Here is a 22,559-nt window from a genome sequence, read left to right as displayed (position 1 = left end):
TCCCTTTTCTACGAATCAAATGTTTTGAGTGCCTCACTCATATTAACATGGTTTGCTTTTCGTGCCATGAATAAATTCAGCAATATGGATAATCCAAAAGTTATGGCAATGGCCAAAGCATAGCTGGACCATAGAATTTCTCGATTAAATAAAACCTTATCAATTTCTGCACCTTCTACCACAAATAGGTGTAAGAAGCGTCCAAATATCACGCCAAAAACCAATGAAATCAGCGTGAGAATGATGTTTTCTCGCAAGACATAAGACGCCAGTTCTTTTGGATAAAAGCCCAGTACTTTTAAGGTTGCCAGTTCTTTTTGACGCTCACTCATATTCATCGAAATTAAATTCATCAACACAATAACTTCTAAAGCCAAGGCACAGGCAACAATCACGACAATGACAATATCAAAACTTCCCATCATTTCTCGATAGGTTTCTGAAATATCTTCTAAGAATTGTACGGTGAGCACATGACTGCTTTCAAGAAGTTTTGAACCAACATCCTTCGAATCCAAATCTGTTTTAAAGGTCACAAAGTTTGAGGGTTCAGTCCCATTCATGACAGACTCATACATATTATAATTCAAATAGATGTAATGATTGGCATAGTTTTCAACAATATTGGTGATTTTAAGTGAAATTGATTGCCCTTCATACGTAAAATCAACCGCATCGCCTCGTTTTACGCCCAATAAACTTGCCAGTTTTTGAGAAACAAGCACTGAATTTTCATCGATTTCAACAGGGGTTTTGGTTTCAATATCGTTAAATACAATAAAATCGCCCAAATGTTCTAAATCATCCGAGGCATATAAAGATACATCACTGTTATCAACCTTGATACTTGTAACATATGAGGTTACATAATCTGTAAATAAGGCAGGATCAATATCAAATGCATCATAGGCTGCGATGCCATCGTAATTGATGATTTTATCAAATTGTAAATCAACAATTGAGTAGATTGAGTGTTTGAGTCCAAACCCTGTAATTAACAGTCCACAGCATCCCCCAATACCAATGATTGTCATTAAGAATCGGGTTTTGTTTCTAAATAAGTTTCGAATGCTGACTTTCACAAGAAATGACATACGATTCCAAAGTGATGGGATCCGTTCTAAGAAAACGCGTTGTCCTTGTTTTGGTGCCAAGGGGCGTAGAAGGTTTGCGGATTTTTCAGTGGTGGTTCGCATGCTTTTATAAAAAGCAACACCCACTGAACTTAAAAAACTCAAAAAGAGCGGAAGGGATGCATACTGCCACACAAACCCTGCCACTAAATCGGGGGTCTGATACATAATCCGATACGCATTATAGATGATGCTTGGAATAAACATGAAGCCAAAAAACATGCCACCAATGCTTCCAATAATCCATGCAAAGCCTGAAAACAACACATATTTCATGGCAATTTTGAGGGACGAATAACCCAGTGCTTTGTACACCCCAATCTGCATTCTTGATTCATCAATCATCCGGCTGATGGTGCTTAAGGTTACTAAGATGGCGACACCAAAGAAAATCACAGGGAACACTTTTCCAATATTTTCAATACGATAACTGTCATCATAAAATTCACGATAGCCTATGATGGATTCTTGTCGGGTTCTAACAATAAAACTTCCATGTGCTGTCTTTTCAATTTGCTTATAACCCTCATCAATCTTGGCCTGCCCATTTTCCAATTGTTTTTGAGTGTTTAGTTTTTCGGTTTCAAACTGTGTGCGGTTGGTTTCAAGTTGAGCCTCACCGGTATGATACGCACTAATCCCAGCTTCAACTTCTTTCAATCCCACACCGTATTGCGCATTAATTGTGTTTAGTTCTTGTTTTGCTTGTTTAAGTTCAACACTCAAAAACTCTTTGACTTCATTACTTTCTACGGTTTCGATTTGCGTTTCAATGCGGACAATGCTTTCTTCAATGAGCGTTTTAGCGCGTTGATAGTTCCCTTTCACAATCATGAGTCTTTCATCCAGTGAGCCAATAAGGGTCATTCCTGCAAGATCATCCAAACCTTTTTCTAGCTCACCTTTTGCGCTGTCTAGTTGTGCTTGAGCACTGTCTAGTTGTGCTTGTGCCTTTGCGAATTCGCGATTTGCTTTTTCTTGATTCTCGTTTAGGGTTTGTTGGGCATCCACCAATTCATCAATTTTTGGTTGAATTAAGCGATTAAACCGCCCATCAGAGAGTACATCCCCTTCTTTATTCAGTGTATTTTCAACACTTTTTACCGTAGCATTTTGGATGCGAACGCTGGTATATAGAAGGGTTTCACTGGCTTTACCGAGTTGGCTTCCATACAAAAAGCCACGGACTGTTCCACTGCCTAAGCTGGAATTACCGCGTTCCATGTTCATATAAAGACTCGATTCCACAAAGCCTACGATGGTGACATCTTGTGATTCGAAAATAGATTCTTTGTGTAAGGTTAAGGTGTCCCCTAGTTTAAATCCCGAAAACTCCGCCATTAATGAATCCACAACTACTTCTTTGGGTTGGGTTGGAAGTTTCCCTTCAATGAGTGTGAGATCATCTGCGGTGTTATTTGAGTATTCAATGACATGCATGACATCATCAAATGCATTGCCTTTCACAAACATGTCTTCCTCAACAACCCCAACCACTTCACCCCCAAGTACTTTTTGAAGGTCCTCAATCATGGTTTCATCAATACCCAGTGTATGGATTAAGGTAGTATCGAACATGTTTTTGTCTTCCATATACGTGTCACCAGTAAGGCGCATGTTATACCCTGTGACCTGTATCCCTATATAAAATCCAACACCTAAAAAGATAATGATCGCGATCGCAAAGAATTGAAAGAGTTTGCGTTTTATTTCCCGTAGTGTATCTTTTACCATGAGATTTCATCCACATGCTTAATGTGTTGGTTATGATAGGTGTTTTCGACTTGACCATTTTTTATTTCAAAGACACAATCTGCCATTTGTGTGATGATTGAATTATGGGTGATAATCACGACGGTCATGCCATAGACTTGTGCACATTCTTGAAGTACTTTTAAAACTTGTTTTCCCGTTTCAGTATCCAATGCGCCTGTTGGCTCATCACACAACAACAGTTTTGGATTTTTCGCAATCGCACGCGCAATCGCAACCCGTTGTTGTTCGCCCCCAGACATTTGTGATGGGAAGTTATTGAGACGATCACCTAACCCAACTTGTTCTAAAGTTTCGATTGGGTCTTTGGCATCTTTACATATCTGCGTTGCCAGTTCAACATTCTCAAGCGCTGTAAGGTTGGGTATTAAATTATAACTTTGAAACACAAACCCGACATCGTCGCGTCGATATTTGGTGAGTTCCCGATCACTTTGGCGCGTAATCCCTTTTCCATCCACAACAACCGTTCCTGAAGTGGGTGTATCCATACCGCCTAAAATATTCATGACGGTTGTTTTCCCAGCTCCAGAAGGTCCAACGATGACATTAAATGAGCCGCGTTGAATTTGAATGTTAATGCCTGAAACTGCATGAATTTGCACGCCACCTATTTCATAAGTTTTACGAATGTTCTTAATATCAATATATGCCACTTTGAACCCTCCTTACTGTTTCGATGAGTGCGTCATAGGTATTCGCTATTTCTTGACTCAATACCTTTTCAAGACAATAATTTAAGATTGTTTTTCGTTGGTGTGATGCGATTTGTAGATTCACAAGATCAGTCCCTGTGATTGCGAGATCTTTAACGGAGAAAACACCCTGTTGTTTGATTTCTTCTAATAACGTTGTATACGTTTCACAGCGTTCCAATTGATAATTTGCTTTTTCTGATTTCGCACCATTATCACTTTTCTTAAATGCCACAAGATCCACGATAAATTCATAGCCATGTGTGACAATAAAAGATGCCAGTTGTTGGCGTGAATCCCCCAAATCAACATCATGCATTGCAATCATGTTTAAAATATATTTGCGTAGTTTTGATTCGAGATGCCATCCTTCAAGATAATCTTTCGCAATTTCACAGCTCGCTTGAGCGTGCCCTGGAAAACGGGAACGATTATCAACAAAAATTCGCGTATTCAATTTCCCTAAATCATGGAATAATGCCACAATCTTTAAGTCAATGGATTCAACACCTTGAATCACATGCAAGGTATGATCATACAAATTATAGATGTGATAGGGATTATCCTGACTAAACGTTTGAGCACGATTGAGTTCTGGGATTAAGGTACAAAGACACTGCGGGTATGCGGTATTTACATCTAAGAAATATTGTCCCATTAGCATCTTAAACAATTCATTTTTTGTCCAATGTTTCTTATAATCTCCCAGTAGATGCATGTGTGACAAAGCGGCTTCTAGGGTGTTTGGTTCAACAGAGAAATTTGATTGGCTCATAAACCGGAACAATCGCACGATTCGCAGTGGATCTTCAGAAAACTTAAAGTATGGATCGCAGACTGTTTTCAATTGATTTTTTTGTAAATCATTGAGTCCGCCTACTAAATCAATCACCCCTTTGTCGGGATGATATAATAAGGCATTGATGGTGAAATCACGACGAAAGACATCTTCAATCATGGAATCAACCAATTTCACATGTGAAGGATGGCGTTTGTCTCGATAATCGGATTCCTTTCGAAAATGTGTGATGTCGAAGGATTCTTCACCTTGCTTAAAAGCAATGGACCCGTATGCTTCATTGGTTATACAATTCATTTCTTGAAATAAATCTACAAGACTTTGATACGGCGCATTGGTACAGATGTCAATATCATACGATCGATGTTGCATCAACATATCGCGAACAAATCCACCAACGATATACGCCTCAAATCCAGCTTCATTTATTTTATTTAAGATACTTTGTGTTTCAAAAGAAACAGTACTCATCGTGTGATCACCTACTTAAGGATATTATATCATTCTCAGTCTCAATACCTGTAAAAAAAGAAGGCACTTTTTAAGAATGTCATCAAATAATCAAAAAAAGAGGGAAAATCCCTCTTCAATTTGTGCTATTTTACTTCAATCTTACGAGTATCAGCGGTTTCTTGATGAATAATTGGTAAAGTGATCTTAAGTACCCCATTATCATACGATGCATTAATTTCATGTGCATTGACATCACTGAATCGAATTTGACGATTGAATCGCTTTACCTGACGTGAACGATAGTAATAATTTTTCTTCGAGGTATCTTCTACTTCTTCATTGCGTTCAGCACTGATTGTAAGGATGTCTCCTTTAAAATCAAGGCTAATGTCTTCTTTGTCAAATCCAGGGATATCTGCTTCTACAACAAAGGCATTGTCTTTTCTATAAATATCAATGTCTTTTCCATACGTGAAGTTTGAAAATACATCATCATTGAAAAATGATTCGATTAAGTTTTGTGGTCTGCGTGTTACTTGGTTTCTCATAATTTGCCTCCTTTTAGCACTCTAAGTACCTGTGTGCTAACTTACAGTATTAATATATCACTCTGTTTTAGCACTGTCAAGTGTTAAGTGCTAAAATGATGAATATTTGATAGTTTTTTCCGTTAAATCAGCGAATTTTTACAGTTTACTCATTATTCATAGAATTTAAAGGTGATGAACTTTCAAAATAAGTTCATATGAGTTAAAATGAACGTAAACGGAGGGATAAAATATGACAAAATTAGTACTTATTCGTCATGGCGAAAGCGCATGGAATAAAGAAAATCGTTTTACCGGCTGGACTGATGTTGATCTAACAGAAAAAGGAATTGAAGAAGCAATTCAAGGGGGGAAACTTCTAAAAGAAGCTGATTTTGACTTTGACATTGCATACACGTCGTATTTAAAACGTGCAATTCATACTTTAGACCGCGTCTTAAATGAACTTGACCGTGTATGGCTTCCAGTTCATAAACACTGGAGATTGAACGAACGTCACTATGGTGCGTTACAAGGATTAAATAAGCAAGAAACTGCTGAGAAATATGGGGATGAACAAGTACTCCTTTGGAGGCGCTCCTTTAATGTATTACCACCAGAATTAAATCTTGATGATCCACGTGCACCACGTAACGATGAAACCTATCGTGATGTTGAAGATAAATCAACCTTGCCTTTAAATGAATCTCTTGAAACAACCATTCAACGGGTGCTTCCTTATTGGAACAATGAGATCAAACCGAAGATGGTTGAAGGGAAACGTGTCTTGATTGTTGCCCATGGCAATTCAATTCGAGCACTTGTGAAACACTTAGAAAAACTTTCTGAAGAAGAAATTATGGGTGTTAACATTCCTACAGGAATTCCACTTATCTATCAATTTGATGATTATTTCAACATTATCGATAAGTATTACCTCGGCGATCAACAAGCCATTGAGGCGAAAATGAAAGCTGTGGCAGCTCAAGGTTCATCAAGAAAAGATTGATTTGTTGAACTTTTACTATAAAATATATTCAGGAGGATTTTTATGAATAAAAATGATATTGGCGTTATTGGTATGGCCGTAATGGGTTCAAACCTAGCATTAAACATCCGTGATCACGGATATGAGGTTGCAATCTATAATCGGACGACTTCGGTAGCAGAGAAAGTAATTGAAGAGAATCCCGATGCAGGATTACACATGTACAAAGACATTCAGGATTTTGTTGACTCGCTATCATCACCACGTAAAATTATATTAATGGTCCAAGCTGGACGTGCTGTTGATCTTGTAATTGATCAACTGCTCCCACTTCTTGATGAAAATGATATCATCATGGATGGTGGTAATTCATTTTTCAAGGATACGATTCGACGTTACCACGCTGTAACTGAAAAGAAACTTCGCTATCTCGGAGTTGGTATTTCCGGTGGTGAAGAAGGTGCACGTTTTGGTCCGTCAATTATGCCAGGTGGAAGTCTTGACGCGTATCAAGAAGTTGCATCAATCCTCACTGATATTTCTGCGAAAAAAGATGGTGAACCATGCTGTGTCTACCTTGGAGACAATGGTGCAGGGCATTATGTAAAAATGGTTCACAATGGTATTGAATATGCAGATATGCAATTAATTGCGGAAAGCTATGCCTTATTAAAACATGTGGGTGGTCTTACCAATGAAGAACTTCACTATGTGTTTGAAACCTGGAATAATGGTGAACTGGATAGCTTCTTGATTGAAATCACCGCTCAAATCTTTAAAACAATTGATCCAGAGACTGGAAAACATCTTGTGGATGTGATTCTTGATCGAGCGGGTCAAAAAGGAACGGGTAAATGGACTGCAGAAGAAGCCTTAAATACAGGCACTGATGCATCCCTACTGGCTTCATCGGTATTCTCACGCTTCATGTCATCACAAAAAGACATTCGTACTAAGGCGAGTGACATGTTGAAATTCAACGGCAAAAACGTGCATCCTGAAGATAAGAATGCATTTGTAGAGTCTGTTCGTAAAGCCCTCTATGCAAGTAAGATTATTGCATATGCACAAGGGTTTGACTTGATGCGTCATGCATCAAAAGAATATGGTTGGACGCTTCATTATGGTGAAATTGCGAAGATATTCCGCGAAGGATGCATTATCCGTGCGAAGTTCCTTAATAAAATTACCGATGCTTATACTACAAATCCAGAGCTTGAAAACTTATTGTTCGATGCTTCATTTAATCAATCAGTGTATAACTATCAACCAGAGTTAAGAAATGTCTTATCGCTTGCGATTCAAAACGGTATTAGTGTCCCTGCATTTACCAATGCATTGAGCTACTACGATGCAATTCGTACAAAAGATTCAAGTGCAAACCTAATTCAGGCACAACGTGACCTCTTTGGAGCACATACCTTTGAACGTACGGACAAGGAAGGGACATTCCATTTTGAATGGAGTGACTCAAATGAATAATCCTAACACAATTATTACCATTTTTGGGGGAACTGGAGATTTAACCTACCGAAAACTGTTACCTGCTTTTTACAATTTGGTACATGGTAATAAGTTTAGCGCATCTTCACATATTGTCATTGTAGGTCGGCGTGATTTCACAACCGAATCCTATCGTGAACAACTGAGACCTTGGATTGAATCCAACAGTCGCTATTCAGTGAATGATGCCGTATTTGATCAGTTTTTAAATCACATACACTATATCAAAATAACATTCACAGAGTTTGAAGGGTATCCACATTTAAGGGACTTTTACAGTTCATTGGATAAAAGTGATGGCATCGTCCATCAACACTTATTCTATTTCGCAGTATCCCCTTCTTACTTTGTGACAATTGCAAATCATCTCAATAAAGCTGGTTTAGCTGATGAAGCACGTTTAATCATTGAAAAACCTTTTGGGAATGATTTAAAGTCTTCAATAGCCATTAATGAAGCTTTAGAACAGCTGTTTAATCCAGAGAACATCTTTCGCATTGATCATTATTTAGCCAAAGAAATGGTTCAAAATATCTTAACCTTACGGTTTGAGAATGCACTGTTTGAAAGTGTATGGAATGCAGATATGATTGATAACATTCAAATATCCGCAACTGAGACTGTTGGTGTTGAGAGCCGTGGAAATTTCTATGATACAGTCGGGGCATTAAAAGATATGATTCAATCACATCTGCTTCAAGTCTTATCCATTGTGACCATGGAAAAACCGCTATCTTTAGATGCAACTGATCTTCATACAATGCAAGAAAATGCATTAGATGCATTTACGATTCGAAATCCTCAAACTGATATTGTCTATGGTCAATATACTGAACACAAGGACTCGAAGTCTTACATTAATGAAGACAACGTTAATTCGCAATCAAAGACAGAAACCTTTGTCGCTTTTAAAGGATATGTTGAAACACCGCGCCTTCACAATGTACCGATTTTTGTTAGAACGGGTAAACGGATGCACCGGCGTTCAACGGAAGTGGTTGTGGAATTGAAGTCACAAGAACACGCACCACGCAATCTGATTGTAATAAAGATTCAACCAGATGAAGGGGTCTATGTTCGCTTCAACATGAATAAACCGGGTACCGATGGTGAGAAACAAACTGTGTATCTTGATTTTTGTAAGTCATGTAACTATGTTTTCAGACAAGAAACACCTGAAGCTTATGAGCGCTTATTGAATGCGGCACTCAACAATGACCACACACTGTTTGCTTCATTCAAACAAGTCGTTCAATGTTGGACCCTTGTGGAATCCTGGATTGAAGCATCACAAAACAACCCAATCCATGATTATAAGGCTTATACGGATGGTCCACAAGCCTCACACGACTTACTAAAACAACACCATACAACGTGGTTTAGTGAACAAGTCTTAGGGGATGTATATGAAATTGAACATAACGAATGAACCTTATATGATTAAATTAAACGTGAATGCAATGGTTTGAAATTAAAGAAAAGAGAGATGGTTATCAGAAGATCTAAAGATAGATGCTCAACTGAAACCATCTCATTTTTTATGCAATCGTTTAATATATCGTGCTCCATCATTGAATCACGCTTGCTTACTTTTTGCTTTATTCTGTCACATTTTAGATTATAGAGATATTATTGTGATGATAAAAAGCCTCTTTGAAAAAAACGGTGCTTTGAAACCATAAAAAATAGGACTGCTTCAAGCAATCCTATTTTTGCGTTTCTTCCATTGTTTCCACCAGTTCAGTCCACTCATGCTCTCTTTGTTTAATATCATTATGGATCTCATCAATGGTCGCATCGAGTTCTTGCATTTTATTATGATCATGATAATAATCTGGATCAAATCGCAATTCACGGTGGAGTTCTAAAGACTCTGAAAGTTCCAATAACTCCTCTTCAAGTTTCTTAATACGCCTTTGAAGTTGTTTGAAATCGATGTATTGTTGTTTCTTTTCTTCCTTTTTCTCAGGGTATTCATTGGGTGTAGAGACCTCAAAGGTCTTGTCACTTTTTTGTGTATGCTCTATTTTGTGATCACTAATACGTAAAATGTCGGTCGCGATTGTTTCGATAAAGTAACGATCATGAGATACAAAGAGGATCGTTCCCGCATAATTCTTCAGTGATTTTTCTAAAGCTTCTTTTCCAGGTATGTCCAAGTGGTTGGTTGGCTCATCAAGAATCAACAGGTTATCATGGGCTAACATGAGTTTAACCAAACTGAGACGAACTCTTTCACCCCCCGATAAAACCGCGACACTTTTGAACACATCTTCCCCTTTGAATAAGAAGCGTCCCAAACTTTGACGCACTTCTGTTTGCGTGAGTTGTGGGTATGTGTCCCAAACTTCTTCAAGTACGGTATTTGTCATTGAGAAATCAAGGAGTTGTTGGTCAAAGTATCCAATGGATATTTGATGTCCCAATAGGAGCTCTCCACCTAAAGGTTCTAATTTGCCAGAAATTGATTTTAGAAGTGTTGATTTTCCTGTTCCATTATCCCCGACAATTGCATACCGTTTACCACGCTTGAATTCAAAGGATAAGGTCACCAGTGGTTTATCATACCCCACTGAGAAGTTATCAACGGTCATGACATCATTCCCACCGCGTACATTGGGTGAAAACTCTGCTTTGAATTCCTTATTTTTAACTTCTTTTTTCTCCATCACATCCATGCGATCAAGGTATTTCATTTTTGATTGCGCAAATGCTGCCTTATTCTTTTTATAGCGAAATTTCTCAATAAGGGCTTCTAAGCGTTGTATTTCTTTTTGTTGTTGTTGGAACTTAACATTATGTGTTGCGATGGCTTTTTCTTTTAATTCAATGTAATTTGAATAATTGCTTTCATAGCGTGTCGCAACCATGTCTTCAATCTCAATAACTACTTTACACACGCGATCTAAGAATAAACGGTCGTGTGATATTAATACAACAGCCCCTTCATAATTTGAAAGGTAGCCTTCAAGCCATTGGATTGTTGAAATATCAAGATGGTTTGTAGGTTCATCCAAAAACAGAATATCAGGCTTGCTTAATAAGAGTCGAATGAATGCAAGGCGTGTAATTTGTCCACCACTAAAGGTATGAATATCGCGCTTTAAGTCTTCATCATCAAAGCCAAACTTTGTGAAAAATGAGCGAATTTCATAGTGATAGGTATAACCCCCTCGCATTGAAAACTCGGTTTGGAGTTTTGAGTAGGTTTCCATCATGGATTCATCCGAATCTTGGGTCATATTTTGTTCGAGTGTTTGAAGTCGTGCTTCCATTTCAATTAAATCTTTGAACACTTCAAGGATATAGTCTTCAACAGTTAATGGATCTGGATCAAGGTGAATTTGGTCTAAAAAGCCCACCTTTGATTTTGAATTCCAGTAAACATTTCCTTTGTCAAGTGTTTCTTGACCATTTAAGACTTTAAAAAGTGTAGTTTTACCTACACCGTTTGCACCAATGATTGCGACTTTTTCCCGCTCATTGATGCTTAGATTTAAATTCTTAAAGACGTCCTGACCTCCAAAAGCTTTGTCAGCGTCTTTGACTTGTACAATCATTAATTTTCTCCACCAATATTCAACTGATCAAGGATTCCTTGTGCAGTTGCTTCTATTATTTTATCTTTTTCAGTTGACCACACATGATAATCATCACCATCGGTGAGATACCCATATAAAAGTGTGATGCCATACATTCCATTACGAAAATCTTTCGCAAACCCCTGTAGTTCACTAAAGTCTTCATCCAATAAACCAGATCCTGTAAACTTACCGCCAGTTTCTCTCACTACATCGTTGTAATCAAACCCAGACAAGCTGCTCGTACGGAAAACACCATTGATATTGTCTCCATCATCGTAAGGTGTTGTTTGAAGGCTTGTTGAGCGTAGTAAGCTGTTTACAATAGAGGTTGATAAGCGATTGGATGCATGATTTGAGAATAGACTCATCATTCCCCGATCCATCGAAGAACCACTGGTTCCCAGTTGAAGTTGAATGTAGTATTTTGCCTTGAAATTATAGGCATCGTAAATCCGCCCACCTGCACCAAAAACATTGACCGGTGTGATATTATCCCGTGCAATTAATACACGCAATCCATGGGATTCTAAGATACTTTTGATTTCAACTGCTGCTGTATACATTTCATCACGTTCAATAAACTCGCCATAGGTATTTCCAGGGTCAGATGTCCCGTTGTATTGAATTGAACCGCCTGCAGGATCCAGAACGATATCGTATTCTTCTTCAGCAGGTTGTGCTGATTTTACTTCCAAAAACACATAGTTTTTATTCAGAACTTTTTCTTCACCAATATCAAAGAGATCTTGGGTAGCGTGAATTGTCGCATTATTAACAAGACCATCACGAACAACGGTTGAAAATGTATCAGTCAGTGTTGCATCCGACACTAAAGCATAGTGTTTTAAATCCGCTAAAACATCGACATCATAGAATCCTTCTGGCAATGTATCCAGTGGAATACGCATATCAAGATTGCTACCAAATAAGAACGTAAATTGCTCTTGTGGCTTACAGAGATTTGTTAAGGTTACAGTTCTTCCAATCATTGGGTCTGCAGTATTAAATGAGAACGCGTTTTGATAGAGAGTTAACGACTCTCCGTAGACACCATAATCATTCATTGGAAGGGTCTCCATATTTTTTAAGACTTCTTCTTGACGTTTTTCAAGGAGTTTTCTAGAATCATAGTCATTGAGTCCACAAATTGCATACCCCGTTTCTTGGGGTGTTTCATTTTTGATTAAAGTCGCAACAATGATATACATGCCTAAAGCAAAAAGAACTACAAGTGGTACAACCACTTTGTAGTTTAACTTTTTCTTTTGCTTTGGTACATAGTTGGGGCGATACATCATTCCTCAACTCCTTATGTTAATAGTCTAAGTTTTTAGGTGTACGTGCAAATGGCACAACATCACGAATATTTGCCATTGCAGTAATGTACATTAAGAAACGCTCAAACCCAATCCCGAATCCTGCATGCTTTACACCGCCGTAGCGACGTAAATCTAAATACCATTCAAGAGATTCCTTGTGTACGCCCATCGACTCCATACGAGCCTCTAAAACGTCCAAGCGTTCTTCACGTTGTGACCCACCAACAAGTTCGCCAACTTCTGGGACTAAAAGGTCACATGCAGCAACTGTTTTGCCGCCTTCATTTACTCGCATATAAAATGCTTTGATATTTTCTGGATAATCTGTTAAGAATACTGGACCCTTAACAACGGTTTCACATAAATAACGTTCATGTTCAGTTTGTAAATCAGAACCCCATGAAACTTGAGTTTCAAAGCGATCATTGACTGCTTCAAGAATTTCAATGGCTTCTGTATACGTCATCCGTTTGAAGTCTGACACTAAAAGTGATTGAAGCCGTTCCATGAGTGATGTATCAATACGCTCATTGAAGAATTTCATTTCTTCTGGTGCGTTTTCTAATACATATTCAATGCAATATTTAACCATGTCTTCAATTAAGACCATCGTATCTTCAAGATCTGCAAACGCGATTTCTGGTTCAATCATCCAGAATTCACTGGCATGTGTCCGAGTATTTGAGTTTTCAGCTCTGAAGGTTGGTCCAAATGTATATATATCTCTAAATGCAAGTGCAAACGCCTCACCATGAAGTTGTCCTGATACGGTTAAATTCGCATGTTTTCCAAAGAAGTCTTTGTCATACTTATCATCGCTACGCGTTGTAACTGTAAATGATTCCCCAGCACCTTCTGCATCATTACCTGTAATGATTGGTGTGTGTACATAGACAAATCCTTGGTTTTGGAAGAACTCGTGGATTGCCATAGACAATACTGAACGAACTCTAAACACCGCTAAAAATGAGTTAGTACGTGGACGCAAATGTGCAATCTCGCGTAAATACTCATATGAGTGACGTTTCTTCTGAAGTGGGTATTCAGGACTGCATGATCCTTCCAATACGACTTCAGTCAGTACAACCTCAAAAGGTTGTTTTCCTTCTGGTGTCAATACGAACTTCCCAGTAATGGTCACAGCTGTTCCTGTGTTATACTTCGCTATTGTATCAGCATCTTCAAGTGATGATTCATATACGCACTGAGCATTTCTGAAGTATGTTCCATCATTCAACTCGATGAACCCAACATTCTTACCTTTACGATTGGTACGGATCCATCCTTGTAATTGAACATATTCTATTGAATCTATTTCAACGTCTGTGCCATATGAAATTAAGTCATAGCACTCACGTACAGTCATATACGAAATCATAGCTCTCTCCTTTTTTACGATTACCTAAAACTATTGGTTTGGAAAATTAATTCCTGAATAGTAGACACCACATCTACTGTTTTTACGATTACATGTTTTGGTACTTGAATGTGTTCACTTGAAAAGTCAACAATCCCCACAACACCATGTTCAACCAGTTTATCAACGGTTTCTTGAACATTTTTTGAAACAGTAAGAATGGCAATACGACAGCCCTCTGGCATGCGTAATGCTAACTCACTCATGTGATAAATTGGAATGTCTGATACTTCCCCAAGCTTATTTGGATCAACATCAAATGCACACACTATTTCTCCCACAACATGATTCCAACGGTTATAATTCAAAATTGCACGGCCAAGGTTACCGGCTCCTACTAGGACAATTTTTTCATCAAAACTGACACCCAGTAACTCATCGAATGTATTAATAAGGGTTTCTACATCGTACCCATATCCTTGTTTTCCAAGTGATCCAATAAATGAAAAATCACGTCGGATTGTTGTAGATTCGATGTCCACAAATAAAGATAGTTCTCTTGAAAGAATTCTTTCAACGCCCATACTTTGTAATTTTCGTAATGCTTTGAGATATACTGGATATCGTTGCATTGTTGCTTTTGGAACATCATATCTATTATTACTATTCATTGTCATCACCACCATATGGTAATCATATCACAAACTTATAGTGGTTTAAATGTGATAAATAGAAAAAAATCACAAAGTCATGTTAGAAAATGACGAAATATCACAACTTCCTGCGGGTCTTAATCGCGCTGCATCAAAGGCTGCAATGCCAATCATAGCCGCTTGATCCATGCACGCCCAAAGAGGGGGAACTAAGATATTAATATCCCCAACCTGTTGTTTAAGTGCTTCTACATTCTCACGAAGATGGGCATTGGCTGCAACACCCCCAGCCAAGACAAACGTCTTCACATCATAAGTGCTCAGTGCATGCTTAACTCGTTTCATGAGTGTTTCTACAGCCTTGTGTTGAAAAGCATAGGCAACATCATTTACGTTAAGCTCACGTCCTTCACGGGCTTCTCTTAACATAAGCTGACGAACCGCAGACTTTAATCCTGAAAATGAGAAATCTATAGGATTCTCTGTCTTTACATTGGGTAACGTATAGTGTGGTTGGCCTTGTTTTGCAAGCTTATCAATAATTGGGCCCCCTGGATAACCCAGTCCTAATTGACGCGCAACTTTATCATATGCCTCACCCACTGCATCATCTTGAGTTTTACCAATCACTTCAAACTCATAATCATTATACATCATGACAAGTTCAGTATGGCCTCCCGATACAACCAGCGCCATCAAAGGGTACTCAAAAGAACCCACTAATTTGTTGGCATAGATATGCCCTGCGATATGATGCACAGGAATCAGTGGTAAATCAAGGGACCACGCAAGTGTTTTTGCTGCCATCATCCCCACATGAAGAGACCCAATTAATCCAGGGCCTTGAGTGACAGCAATTGCATCTAAATCAGCAAAGGTCTTCTCTGATTTAACAAGTGCTTCCTTAATGACAAAATTAATGTTTTCGATGTGTAAGCGTGATGCGACTTCTGGAAATACACCACCAAACTCTTTGTGAACATCGATTTGCGTTGCGACAATATTGCTGAGTACATTTTCATCTTCAACAATCGCAACGGATGTCTCATCACAACTTGATTCTATAGCTAAAATTAACATACGTCACCTTCTTTTTTCATAATGATTGCATCCCTATTACGCCCGTAATAGTGTCTACGAATATAGAGTTGTTTAAACCCAAACTTCGTATAAAATGCGATTACTTCTTTGTGCTTTGAATTGACTTCAAGAATTGATGCATTCCCACCACGCTTGATAACCTCATCCCAATAGGCTTGTAAAAGCAGAGTACCTAATCCTTTTCCTTGAGCATTTTTAGATATCACAATTTGATAAAGATCAGAACTGTCTACAAGCATCTTTCCTAAAACAAAACCGACAAGTTGATCATCAAGAATTAACACAAATGCGATGGTATTAAAATCCAACAATTCTTGTTTGTAAAGTGTCTCACTCCAATTTGATTTAAGTTCTTCATCCTGAAGGATTTGAATCCCTTCCAAATCAGAAATAGTCATTTCTCGAATCATGATAAATACCGTGGGACTAATACATCGGGATTGGATATCAACGCCCAAGTATCCCTTAACTCAAGCATATTCTCACAAATATTGAGATACTGTGTTTCTTGTTCAAGTAAATGTGTGTCGCCATAAAATGGACCTGCAATGGTTTGAAGCTCATCCACCATATAGATTCGTTCTTGATCAACAACACCCGCATGAATATACGCACCAAATACGCGTTTAGATCGTGCATCAATAAAAGCAAAGCCATCCTTTTTTCCTACCAGTGATGCCAATGTATCGACTGTATACAGATTAACATTGAGTGTTAATGCAAGAACCTTCGCAAATGTTAACCCAATACGCATCCCGGTATAACTACCCGGTCCATCCGTGACACACACTTCAGAAATTGATGCTTTATCAACATTATTACGCTTCAACAGCTCATCAATTGCACACACAAGACGCTCAGAATGTTTCTTTTTAAGTACCTCTTGAATTGAATCAATCAACACACCCTCTTTTGCAATACCAACCGCACAGATAGAATGTGATGTATCAATCATTAATGTAATCATAATTTCCGCCCTTCTAATGTAATCTTTCGCGTTATTTCATCGACTTCTTCAATCGATACGAAAAAATCATAGTCAATATCATCCGATATAAAATTGCTCCATTCAATCACAACAACAGCATTGTCATCCATGAGATCATAAAGGGCTAAACTGTCTGCATTAACATTCTCAAGTCGATAAGCATCGATATGCTTGAGGTCTAATCGTCCTTCATATTCTTTTAAAAGTGTAAATGTCGGACTTGAAATTGTATCTTCAATATCCAATCCTAAAGCAATACCTTTGGTAAAGGCCGTTTTCCCAACACCCAACTCACCCGTTAAGGCTATGACACATCCTGTATGTAATCTTGAAGAAAATGCCTTTCCTAATTCAATTGTCTCTTGTAAATTATGTGTTATATATTCTTTCATATTCAATCTCCATGTACCAAATTATATCATAGCTTCACAGACTAAACAAACGGATAACTATAAAAAAAAGAACCCTCAAAGTGAAGGTCCTTGATTAACTGGCAATGAGCTATCTTAACTATGGCAGGCATAGCTATTGTCGCCGCTAAAGTGCTTAACTACTGTGTTCGGGATGGGAACAGGTGTGACCACTTCGCTAGAATCACCAGATCAAATTGAGAGAATCTCTCAAAACTAAATAATAGAAAGTCGATTGATAAGTTGACGTTGTATCCTTTCGGATGTGTTGTTGTTTATAAGACGTTTGTGATTAAAACCTCGATCTATTAGTATCAGTCAGCTCCATGTATCGCTACACTTCCACCTCTGACCTATCAACCTGATAGTCTTTCAGGGATCTTACTTCTTACGAATGGGAAATCTCATCTTGGAGTTGGTTTCATGCTTAGATGCTTTCAGCGCTTATCCATTCCATACTTAGCTACCCAGCGGTGCTCTTGGCAGAACAACTGGTACACCAGCGGTATGTCCATCCCGGTCCTCTCGTACTAGGGACAGCGCTCCTCAAATTTCCTACGCCCACAACAGATAGGGACCGAACTGTCTCACGACGTTCTGAACCCAGCTCGCGTACCGCTTTAATGGGCGGACAGCCCAACCCTTGGAACCGGCTTCAGTTCCAGGATGCGATGAGCCGACATCGAGGTGCCAAACCTCGCCGTCGATATGAACTCTTGGGCGAGATTAGCCTGTTATCCCCAGGGTAGCTTTTATCCGTTAAGCGACGGCCCTTCCACGCGGAACCGCCGGATCACTAAGCCCGACTTTCGTCCCTGCTCGACTTGTAAGTCTCGCAGTCAAGCACACTTCTGCCTTTGCGCTCGTCGATTGATTTCTGACCAATCTGAGTGTACCTTTGGGCGCCTCCGTTACTCTTTAGGAGGCGACCGCCCCAGTCAAACTGCCTACCTGACACGTTCCCGGATCCGGATTACGGACCGCGGTTAGAACTTCAAACATACAAGAGTGGTATCCCAGTTGTGACTCCACGTATACTAGCGTACACGCTTCACAGTCTCCCACCTATCCTGTACATGTAGGCTCAAAGTTCAATATCAAGCTACAGTAAAGCTCCATGGGGTCTTTCCTTCTAGTTGCGGGTAACCGGCATTATCACCGGTACTAAGATTTCACCGAGTCTGCTGCCGAGACAGCGCCCAAATCGTTACGCCTTTCGTGCGGGTCGGAACTTACCCGACAAGGAATTTCGCTACCTTAGGACCGTTATAGTTACGGCCGCCGTTCACTGGGGCTTCAGTTCAATGCTTCGGATTGCTCCTAACACATCCCCTTAACCTTCCAGCACCGGGCAGGCGTCACCCCCTATACTTCGCCTTGCGGCTTTGCAGAGAGCTATGTTTTAGTTAAACAGTCGCTTGGGCCTCTTCACTGCGGCTCTACTCTTCATAGAGCACCCCTTCTCCCTAAGTTACGGGGTCATTTTGCCGAGTTCCTTGGCAACAGTTCTCTCGCTCACCTCAGGATTCTCTCCTTGCCCACCTGTGTCGGTTTTGGTACGGGCCACCATACAATTATCGCTAGAAACTTTTCTTGAAAGCTGGCATCAACACCTTCGCTACTTCCTCACGGGTTCACTCCCCATCACGCCTTTGCATTGATGTGCGGATTTGCCTACACATCTGCTCCTTCGCTTGGACGCACTCTTCCAGTCGTGCGCTGTATCTAGCCTTCTCTGTCATTCCTTCACTTGTATTGTGGGTACGGGAATATCAACCCGTTGTCCATCGACTACGCTTTTCAGCCTCATCTTAGGTCCCGACTTACCCAGGGAGGACGAGCCTTCCCCTGGAAACCTTAGGCAATCGGTGTGTCAGATTCTCACTGACATTTCGCTACTCACACCGGCATTCTCACTTCTATACGCTCCAGCGCTCCTTACGGTACACCTTCAACGCTGTATAGAACGCTCCCCTACCATTCATATTACTATAAATTCGCAGCTTCGGTAACATGCTTAGCCCCGGTACATTTTCGGCGCAGGGTCACTCGACTAGTGAGCTGTTACGCACTCTTTCAAGGGTGGCTGCTTCTAAGCCAACCTCCTAGTTGTCTGTGCATCCCCACATCCTTTTCCACTTAGCATGTATTTTGGGACCTTAGCTGGCGATCTGGGCTGTTTCCCTCTCGTCTATGGACATTATCACCCACAGACTGACTGCCAAGCATTAACCATTGGCATTCGGAGTTTGATAATGATCAGTACCCCTAGATGGGGCCATCACACTTTCAGTGCTCTACCTCCAATGGCATTCACTTGACGCTAGCCCTAAAGCTATTTCGGGGAGAACCAGCTATCTCGAAGTTCGATTGGCTTTTCACCCCTAGCCACAACTCATCCGCCAGCTTTTCAACGATGGTCGGTTCGGTCCTCCATTTGGTTTCACCCAAACTTCAACCTGGTCATGGCTAGATCACTTCGTTTCGGGTCTACGACATTGTACTATTTCGCCCTATTCAGACTCGCTTTCGCTTCGGCTCCGCCTCTTCAGCTTAACCTCGCACACTATCGTAACTCGCCGGTTCATTATGCAATAGGCACGCCATCACCCTTTAACGGGCTCTGACTTCTTGTAAGCATACGGTTTCAGGTTCTATTTCACTCCGCGCCAGCGGTTCTTTTCACCTTTCCCTCACGGTACTGGTTCACTATCGGTCACTAAGGAGTATTTAGCCTTACCGGGTGGTCCCGGCAGATTCCGACAAGGTTTCACGTGCCTCGCCGTACTCAGGATCCCACTAGAGTGATTCTCAATTTCAAATACAGGGCTTGCACCTTCTTCGGCTGGCCTTTCAATGCCATTCTTCTATCTCAAATCAATCCCATATCGTGGTCCTACAACCCCGACCCTAAAGTCGGTTTGGGCTCTTCCCGTTTCGCTCGCCACTACTCAGGGAATCATTCTTTATTTTCTTTTCCTCTTGCTACTAAGATGTTTCAATTCGCAAGGTTGCCTCATATCAAACTATGTGTTCATTTGACTGTAATACTGCTCTACCAGTATTGGGTTCCCCCATTCGGATACCTCCGGATCATTGTGTACGTACCACTCCCCGAAGCATTTCGCTGTTAGTCGCGTCCTTCATCAGCTCTTAGTGCCTAGGCATCCACCGTACGCCCTTCCATATTTAATCACGTCATTACAACCTCAGCCTGCATAAGACTGGATTGCGCTTTGTTTTTTTTATGTGTTCGCTTTGTTTGTTTGCTTAAGTTACTGTTAAATTGCTTTTTAACTTTGACTTTGTGTTCTTAGTTTTTCAACTATCCAAAAAGATCCATTTTTTTACCTATCTGAATCTCTTCTATTATTCAGTTTTCAAAGATCCTGAGATGATCGCTTCGATCTCTCAAAACTAAACAAGAAACGTGTGTACCAATTTCGACGTCTTTCTAATACTCCTTAGAAAGGAGGTGATCCATCCCCACCTTCCGGTAGGGATACCTTGTTACGACTTAACCCCAGTCATCGATCCTACCTTCGACAGCTCCCTCCCTTGCGGGTTAGGCCACTGGCTTCGGGTATTACCAACTCCCATGGTTTGACGGGCGGTGTGTACAAGGCCCGAGAACGTATTCACCGCGGCATGCTGATCCGCGATTACTAGCGATTCCGACTTCATGGAGTCGAGTTGCAGACTCCAATCCGAACTGAGACGTACTTTATGAGATTCGCTCCACATCACTGCTTCGCTTCCCTTTGTATACGCCATTGTAGTACGTGTGTAGCCCAGATCATAAGGGGCATGATGATTTGACGTCATCCCCACCTTCCTCCGGTTTATCACCGGCAGTCTCTCTAGAGTCCCCATCTTTACATGCTGGTAACTAGAGACAAGGGTTGCGCTCGTTGCGGGACTTAACCCAACATCTCACGACACGAGCTGACGACAACCATGCACCACCTGTATCCGCCATAACTATTACACATCTCTGTGCTTTTGCGCGGTATGTCAAGACCTGGTAAGGTTCTTCGCGTTGCGTCGAATTAAACCACATACTCCACCGCTTGTGCGGGCCCCCGTCAATTCCTTTGAGTTTTACGCTTGCGCGCATACTCCCCAGGCGGGATACTTATTGCGTTAACTGCAGCACTGAGATTCTTCCCAACACTTAGTATCCATCGTTTACGGCGTGGACTACTAGGGTATCTAATCCTATTTGCTCCCCACGCTTTCGAGCCTCAGCGTCAGTATCAGGCCAGTGAGCCGCCTTCGCCACTGGTGTTCCTCCATATATCTACGCATTTTACCGCTACACATGGAATTCCACTCACCTCTCCTGTACTCAAGTCTACCAGTTTCTAAGGCGTCACGGGGTTGAGCCCCGAACTTTCACCTTAAACTTAATAAACCGCCTACGCTCCCTTTACGCCCAATAATTCCGGATAACGCTCGCCACCTACGTATTACCGCGGCTGCTGGCACGTAGTTAGCCGTGGCTTTCTGGTAAGGTACCGTCAAGCACAGATCATTCCCTATCCGTACATTTCTTCCCTTACAACAGAGCTTTACAACCCGAAGGCCTTCTTCACTCACGCGGCGTCGCTCGGTCAGGGTTTCCCCCATTGCCGAAAATTCCCTACTGCTGCCTCCCGTAGGAGTCTGGGCCGTGTCTCAGTCCCAGTGTGGCCGGTCACCCTCTCAGGCCGGCTACGCATCATCGTCTTGGTGAGCCGTTACCTCACCAACTAACTAATGCGCCATAAATCCATCCCATTGTGATGTATCCCATCTTTACTTTAAATATGATGCCATATCTAAACCTATCCGGTATTAGCAGTCGTTTCCAACTGTTATCCCAGGCATTGGGGCAGGTTGTTTATGTATTACTCACCCGTTCGCCACTAACTTCTCTAAAAAACAAGTTTTCTAGGTCCGTTCGTTCGACTTGCATGTATTAGGCACGCCGCCAGCGTTCATCCTGAGCCAGGATCAAACTCTCCATTTGATTCTTTCTCTTTTTTTGTTTATCTTTTATAAACACAAACTCTGACAGTTTGTTTTTTACTTTATTTCTAATTTCGAAATTGACGTTTCTTGTTCAGTTTTCAAAGACCAAATTCTTCTGCATCCGATTTGTTCGGTGCTTATATATATTAACCCTAAACACTACAAAAGTCAACCAATTAAATACCATTTTTTCCTAAAATGCATAAAATTATTTTTTATTCAAGTAAGGTATGGAGTAAAAGCTACTCAATAGTCTGTTATTG

General features: G+C 40.5%; 15 protein-coding genes and 3 rRNA genes. 3 read left to right on the top strand and 15 right to left on the bottom strand.

The features are described from left to right. Nucleotides 1-8 precede the first annotated feature (8 nt). The 4 genes from AOC36_RS03470 to AOC36_RS03455 form a co-directional block, all read right to left on the bottom strand. On the bottom strand, nt 9-2,867 hold the full coding sequence (locus AOC36_RS03470) for an ABC transporter permease (RefSeq protein WP_067631481.1): 2,859 nt from the start codon (nt 2,865-2,867) through the stop codon (nt 9-11). Then, nucleotides 2,861-3,562, bottom strand: a complete 702-nt coding sequence (locus AOC36_RS03465; protein ID WP_067631479.1) for an ABC transporter ATP-binding protein — start codon at nt 3,560-3,562, stop codon at nt 2,861-2,863. Before AOC36_RS03465 ends, AOC36_RS03470 begins: the two co-directional genes overlap by 7 nt. After that, nucleotides 3,549-4,871 carry a CCA tRNA nucleotidyltransferase gene (locus AOC36_RS03460; protein ID WP_067631477.1) on the bottom strand — a complete coding sequence of 441 codons (1,323 nt, stop codon included), beginning with the start codon at nt 4,869-4,871 and terminating at the stop codon, nt 3,549-3,551. Before AOC36_RS03460 ends, AOC36_RS03465 begins: the two co-directional genes overlap by 14 nt. Before the next feature lie 125 nt (nt 4,872-4,996). Next, complete coding sequence (locus AOC36_RS03455) at nt 4,997-5,401, bottom strand: Hsp20/alpha crystallin family protein (RefSeq protein ID WP_067631476.1); 405 nt, start codon at nt 5,399-5,401, stop codon at nt 4,997-4,999. A 232-nt stretch (nt 5,402-5,633) separates the two neighbouring features. On the opposite strand from AOC36_RS03455, the gene gpmA reads away from it, so the two are divergent. From gpmA to zwf, 3 genes are read left to right on the top strand one after another with little or no spacing between them, the layout of a single operon-like run. Further along, entirely contained in the window at nt 5,634-6,389 is a 756-nt protein-coding gene (gene gpmA, locus AOC36_RS03450; protein ID WP_067631474.1) for a 2,3-diphosphoglycerate-dependent phosphoglycerate mutase, read from the top strand. A 42-nt stretch (nt 6,390-6,431) separates the two neighbouring features. After that, complete coding sequence (gene gndA / locus AOC36_RS03445; protein ID WP_067631472.1) at nt 6,432-7,850, top strand: NADP-dependent phosphogluconate dehydrogenase; 1,419 nt, start codon at nt 6,432-6,434, stop codon at nt 7,848-7,850. Further along, the gene (gene zwf / locus AOC36_RS03440; protein ID WP_067631470.1) at nt 7,843-9,300 is read left to right on the top strand and encodes a glucose-6-phosphate dehydrogenase; all 1,458 of its coding nucleotides are present in this window, start codon (nt 7,843-7,845) and stop codon (nt 9,298-9,300) included. Before gndA ends, zwf begins: the two co-directional genes overlap by 8 nt. A gap of 277 nt (nt 9,301-9,577) precedes the next feature. Here the strand turns inward: zwf and AOC36_RS03435 are convergent, their stop codons facing one another. The 11 genes from AOC36_RS03435 to AOC36_RS03385 all read right to left on the bottom strand — a co-directional run bounded on the left by AOC36_RS03435 (nt 9,578) and on the right by AOC36_RS03385 (nt 22,294). After that, entirely contained in the window at nt 9,578-11,431 is a 1,854-nt protein-coding gene (locus AOC36_RS03435; RefSeq protein ID WP_067631469.1) for an ABC-F family ATP-binding cassette domain-containing protein, read from the bottom strand. Continuing rightward, entirely contained in the window at nt 11,431-12,753 is a 1,323-nt protein-coding gene (locus tag AOC36_RS03430) for an N-acetylmuramoyl-L-alanine amidase CwlD (RefSeq protein WP_067631468.1), read from the bottom strand. The genes AOC36_RS03435 and AOC36_RS03430 overlap by 1 nt, the downstream gene beginning before the upstream one ends. A gap of 16 nt (nt 12,754-12,769) precedes the next feature. Then, nucleotides 12,770-14,152 (bottom strand): asparagine--tRNA ligase, encoded by a 1,383-nt coding sequence (asnS, locus tag AOC36_RS03425; protein WP_067631466.1) that lies wholly within the window; start codon nt 14,150-14,152, stop codon nt 12,770-12,772. A gap of 20 nt (nt 14,153-14,172) precedes the next feature. Then, a complete protein-coding gene (locus tag AOC36_RS03420) occupies nt 14,173-14,802 on the bottom strand; it encodes a redox-sensing transcriptional repressor Rex (RefSeq protein WP_067631465.1) in 630 nt (209 codons plus the stop codon). 69 nt (nt 14,803-14,871) lie between these two features. Further along, the gene (gene tsaD, locus AOC36_RS03415; protein ID WP_067631464.1) at nt 14,872-15,864 is read right to left on the bottom strand and encodes a tRNA (adenosine(37)-N6)-threonylcarbamoyltransferase complex transferase subunit TsaD; all 993 of its coding nucleotides are present in this window, start codon (nt 15,862-15,864) and stop codon (nt 14,872-14,874) included. Then, nucleotides 15,858-16,283, bottom strand: coding sequence for a GNAT family N-acetyltransferase (locus AOC36_RS03410; protein ID WP_198401203.1), 426 nt, complete (start codon nt 16,281-16,283; stop codon nt 15,858-15,860). The genes tsaD and AOC36_RS03410 overlap by 7 nt, the downstream gene beginning before the upstream one ends. Before the next feature lie 8 nt (nt 16,284-16,291). Next, on the bottom strand, nt 16,292-16,852 hold the full coding sequence (gene tsaB, locus AOC36_RS03405) for a tRNA (adenosine(37)-N6)-threonylcarbamoyltransferase complex dimerization subunit type 1 TsaB (protein ID WP_067631462.1): 561 nt from the start codon (nt 16,850-16,852) through the stop codon (nt 16,292-16,294). Next, entirely contained in the window at nt 16,849-17,265 is a 417-nt protein-coding gene (tsaE, locus tag AOC36_RS03400) for a tRNA (adenosine(37)-N6)-threonylcarbamoyltransferase complex ATPase subunit type 1 TsaE (protein WP_067631461.1), read from the bottom strand. The genes tsaB and tsaE overlap by 4 nt, the downstream gene beginning before the upstream one ends. Before the next feature lie 96 nt (nt 17,266-17,361). Next, nucleotides 17,362-17,475: ribosomal RNA gene (rrf, locus tag AOC36_RS03395) — 5S ribosomal RNA — on the bottom strand. Nucleotides 17,476-17,571: 96 nt separating this feature from the next. Then, nucleotides 17,572-20,478, bottom strand: a 23S ribosomal RNA gene (locus AOC36_RS03390). A 273-nt stretch (nt 20,479-20,751) separates the two neighbouring features. Further along, nucleotides 20,752-22,294: ribosomal RNA gene (locus AOC36_RS03385) — 16S ribosomal RNA — on the bottom strand. The 16S, 23S and 5S rRNA genes sit together here, the layout of an rRNA operon. Between the last annotated feature and the right edge of the window lie 265 nt (nt 22,295-22,559).

Source organism: Erysipelothrix larvae, from assembly GCF_001545095.1.
GTDB classification, from domain to species: Bacteria; Bacillota_I; Bacilli_A; order Erysipelotrichales; family Erysipelotrichaceae; genus Erysipelothrix; species Erysipelothrix larvae.
Note: the sequence above shows the minus strand (reverse complement) of the source record. Positions and strands in the feature narration are given on the sequence as shown.

Excerpts from the sequence above, each read along its gene's own strand:
- AOC36_RS03470 (WP_067631481.1), bottom strand. The coding sequence starts at position 2,867 with ATGGTAAAAGATACACTACGGGAAATAAAACGCAAACTCTTTCAATTC.
- AOC36_RS03460 (WP_067631477.1), bottom strand. The coding sequence starts at position 4,871 with ATGAGTACTGTTTCTTTTGAAACACAAAGTATCTTAAATAAAATAAAT.
- AOC36_RS03455 (WP_067631476.1), bottom strand. The coding sequence starts at position 5,401 with ATGAGAAACCAAGTAACACGCAGACCACAAAACTTAATCGAATCATTT.
- gpmA (WP_067631474.1), top strand. The coding sequence starts at position 5,634 with ATGACAAAATTAGTACTTATTCGTCATGGCGAAAGCGCATGGAATAAA.
- gndA (WP_067631472.1), top strand. The coding sequence starts at position 6,432 with ATGAATAAAAATGATATTGGCGTTATTGGTATGGCCGTAATGGGTTCA.
- zwf (WP_067631470.1), top strand. The coding sequence starts at position 7,843 with ATGAATAATCCTAACACAATTATTACCATTTTTGGGGGAACTGGAGAT.
- AOC36_RS03435 (WP_067631469.1), bottom strand. The coding sequence starts at position 11,431 with ATGATTGTACAAGTCAAAGACGCTGACAAAGCTTTTGGAGGTCAGGAC.
- AOC36_RS03430 (WP_067631468.1), bottom strand. The coding sequence starts at position 12,753 with ATGATGTATCGCCCCAACTATGTACCAAAGCAAAAGAAAAAGTTAAAC.
- asnS (WP_067631466.1), bottom strand. The coding sequence starts at position 14,152 with ATGATTTCGTATATGACTGTACGTGAGTGCTATGACTTAATTTCATAT.
- AOC36_RS03420 (WP_067631465.1), bottom strand. The coding sequence starts at position 14,802 with ATGAATAGTAATAATAGATATGATGTTCCAAAAGCAACAATGCAACGA.
- tsaD (WP_067631464.1), bottom strand. The coding sequence starts at position 15,864 with ATGTTAATTTTAGCTATAGAATCAAGTTGTGATGAGACATCCGTTGCG.
- AOC36_RS03410 (WP_198401203.1), bottom strand. The coding sequence starts at position 16,283 with ATGACTATTTCTGATTTGGAAGGGATTCAAATCCTTCAGGATGAAGAA.
- tsaB (WP_067631462.1), bottom strand. The coding sequence starts at position 16,852 with ATGATTACATTAATGATTGATACATCACATTCTATCTGTGCGGTTGGT.
- tsaE (WP_067631461.1), bottom strand. The coding sequence starts at position 17,265 with ATGAAAGAATATATAACACATAATTTACAAGAGACAATTGAATTAGGA.